Origin of the sequence: Lentibacillus halophilus, from assembly GCF_039522485.1 — a bacterium.
Taxonomy (GTDB): Bacteria; Bacillota; Bacilli; order Bacillales; family Amphibacillaceae; genus Lentibacillus; species Lentibacillus halophilus.
Genome location: NZ_BAAADM010000014.1, coordinates 1 through 2,954, shown reverse-complemented (window position 1 = coordinate 2,954; position 2,954 = coordinate 1). Strand labels below are relative to the sequence as shown.

Annotated in this window: 3 protein-coding genes and 1 pseudogene; all 4 read right to left on the bottom strand. The window is 39.7% G+C overall.

Translation table 11 applies throughout. From position 1 onward, the window contains the following. A pseudogene (locus ABDZ72_RS03075) lies at window positions 1-300 on the bottom strand (group II intron reverse transcriptase/maturase); the annotation flags it as partial. Window positions 301-1,257: 957 nt separating this feature from the next. Continuing rightward, a complete protein-coding gene (locus ABDZ72_RS03070) occupies window positions 1,258-1,428 on the bottom strand; it encodes a hypothetical protein (protein WP_343751076.1) in 171 nt (56 codons plus the stop codon). 73 nt (window positions 1,429-1,501) lie between these two features. Then, complete coding sequence (locus ABDZ72_RS03065; protein WP_343751075.1) at window positions 1,502-2,248, bottom strand: hypothetical protein; 747 nt, start codon at window positions 2,246-2,248, stop codon at window positions 1,502-1,504. Next, window positions 2,235-2,366 (bottom strand): hypothetical protein, encoded by a 132-nt coding sequence (locus tag ABDZ72_RS03060; RefSeq protein ID WP_343751074.1) that lies wholly within the window; start codon window positions 2,364-2,366, stop codon window positions 2,235-2,237. Before ABDZ72_RS03060 ends, ABDZ72_RS03065 begins: the two co-directional genes overlap by 14 nt. Window positions 2,367-2,954 lie beyond the last annotated feature (588 nt).

The following is a 2,954-nucleotide window of genomic DNA, read 5'->3' as shown; positions in this document are numbered from 1 at the left end:
CTCCGGTATTCCCAATGGGCGTTTCTTCCTTGAACCAGCTTTATCAATATAGGTTCGTCTGACCGGTTGGGGACGATAGCTTTTCTTCTTCATTCTACGAACGAGGTTCTCGACATTGTGATTTAATTCTTCACCGTAGCCTTCCTTTGTAACCCCCATAATACCTGAAGCTTTATTGCCGGGTAATTCATGGTGGCATTGCTTTAAAGACTCATCATCCAACAGATGCGCCAGTGATGTGAATTGCATCCTGGGATGAGATCTAGCTAATTCCGCTATTCTCGATAGTTTTGTTTCCATTATAATTCCCTACCTCCGCGTGTAGATAATGTTTCCCTAGCAAGAAAATGATAGGGGGCTTACCTTTCCTCCACCGGAATTACCCGGCTTCAACGGTACTATGCAGCCCTCCGACTTCCTATCAGGCATTTGGTTTCCTCACTTTGTATCGCTTGTACACCATACTCCCTGCTTCCGCAGGAAGACCCAATAGGACCTCCCGGGTTGCCGTAGCATATCCATGTCTAGCGTGCCGTGGTCACCGACCCCGGAAAGGTCTTAATAAGCTCGCCTATACCGCTTATCAAGATGTTGCATTCTGGACAGGCAAGACCATCTGCCCTTTCATTGGGTATTTCGGGGCTCAATCCCTTCAACTGTCGTTTACGGCCCACCAGCTAACTGTTTACGCTTAATGATGAAAGTTACCTTTCACCATCCAAAACTTGTTACGAGCGAGTGGCTAACTCTTACTCGGCGGGCATCCCACCCGCTATATGCTACGACCTAAGCCCGGTCGCTCTGCCTGGCACCAACACAATTCTGAATTGTTTATGTGCCAGGCACCTAACACAGGACTTTAAAGTGACAACTGAGCTTGTAGAAAACCGGGGTTAAACCGAAACAATCGTCATACAACGTGAAGCCAGGTGACAACCTCTGGACCATCGTAAAAAATAATTACAATGGGGCCTAACCAATGCAAGGAAAATGAAAGTAGTAATTTTCGATACATTGCATACATATGTATTAAGTGATTTGACATACTATTAAAAGTCACGATTGGAGAGATATCAATTGAGTCAATTAAAAACGAAGGAAGCTCTGATTCGACACTACCACGAGCTTAAAAATGCTGAATTACCAAAAATAACGCCCCCTTATATACGCTCGCCTAAAAGGTCGATAAAGAGGAGAAATAAAATACAGATTTTAATCTTTCGAGGATAACTTGAGATTGGATTGTCACGCCAAAAACTAAATTTTTGTCTTACGAGAGCGATACAAACGTGTTCTTCGCGACATCTTAGGAGCCTTAACATGAATCTTTTGTTTACCCTTCTGTTTATAATGATTTCTTAAACGCTGCTGAATATCTGTTGTTGTTTGCTTTGAATTTCTAGTTTCTTGCCTAGCCAGTTCAGACATAGTAAACCCCTCCTTGCCCGCTATTATAGCATGGAATCATTTCCACTCAAAATGGAGCAGCCATCCTCTCTATTTATTCCCTTATAAAATATAAATGCTGTACTATTATATCGCCATATTTCATTAACATTTTAATAGCCTCAGCATCATACTCATCAAATTCATAATCCTTGTCCGACCTAAATATTAGAACTAATTCTTTATCGTTAGTCACCATCTTCTTCGTTATACCAATTAAAAGCGTTCTGTCTCCAACTAAGCGGTTTTGAAAACTAACATCTTGATCATGCCGATTCATATACTTTAAAAGCTGTCGTTCTGAATGGGAGAAACGAATCTCTTTCAGTGAAAATATCTTATATGACAAGTCTCGGTTAAAGCTTTCAGTAAAATATTCCCGATAATGATCACAAAGAACTTCCAATACTTCCATATAGGAGATATTAACTTGCTCAATAAATTGTCCGATAAGTATATCATGACTTCCCAGAATTTCGGATAAGTAGTGAACTTGTCCAACCTTTATTTCTTTATGTTCACGCGCTTCAAACTCGACCTCAAGATTAAATGCCTTCATTCTCCGTGTATGTGTTAATGAAATAGTTGTCACGATTAATAATCCTAAAAAGAATACCAATAAAAAATGGACAATCCCCAAGAAAAAAGGACTAATAACAACATCCATAATCCCATATATATTGTTATCGTGCTGCGATTCATACATTCTATATGACCAAACACCTACCACACCGGCAAAGAAAAGTGTCAATAGCATTCCTGAAAAATAAATCGATTCTTTGTAATGTTCAATCCAATTCATCAGCCGCTGTATCCAAATTAACCTTTCCATCGATTATCACCTCCAATCTCATTTGCACATACGTACTCCAGTTATGTTTACTGGCCCATTGCTGAATCATTTTCTGCTGTTCTTCCATCAATTGACGCTGCTCGGATACGGTTGCTTCCGCTTTTATATGTTCCTCACCATGAGCGAAACAACCGATGCGGAATAGCGCGGATCACGAAATTGCTGAATTTAATAATTTTCATTCATCAGTTATTAATTAATATAATCTACATTTCATTAAAAGTCAAGAACATTTGTTCGTAATTGAAATTACTAACACTGCCTTTTAAGAGCCTAAAACAGTAAAAATTCTATTTTGCCGAAATGCGACTAAGATAAATACAAAAATAACAAATAGGAACTGGGAAAATGTCAATTTGACTAAACGTAACGTTACATTTTTCTTATCCTCAAAAAAAGCCGTACATCATAAAATACCGCCAGTAAAAAAAGTGTCATGCTGAACTTCTACATGACACTTTTTCTTTTCCCTATTCGATTGTTGTCGTGAAGGAACACTTAGATATTGGCGGTGCTTTATTTAAAGCGGATAAACTTCGACAAAACCCGCTCAGGGACAGTGGAGTAACTAGTGCCAGTAACTAGTGCCTGGCAGAGCGACCGGGCTTAGGTCGTAACATATAGTGGGTGGGATGCCCGCCGAGTAAGAGTTAGC

Coding starts and splice junctions, on each gene's coding strand:
- ABDZ72_RS03065 (WP_343751075.1), bottom strand. CDS start 2,248: ATGAATTGGATTGAACATTACAAAGAATCGATTTATTTTTCAGGAATG.
- ABDZ72_RS03060 (WP_343751074.1), bottom strand. CDS start 2,366: ATGGAAGAACAGCAGAAAATGATTCAGCAATGGGCCAGTAAACATAAC.
- ABDZ72_RS03070 (WP_343751076.1), bottom strand. CDS start 1,428: ATGTCTGAACTGGCTAGGCAAGAAACTAGAAATTCAAAGCAAACAACA.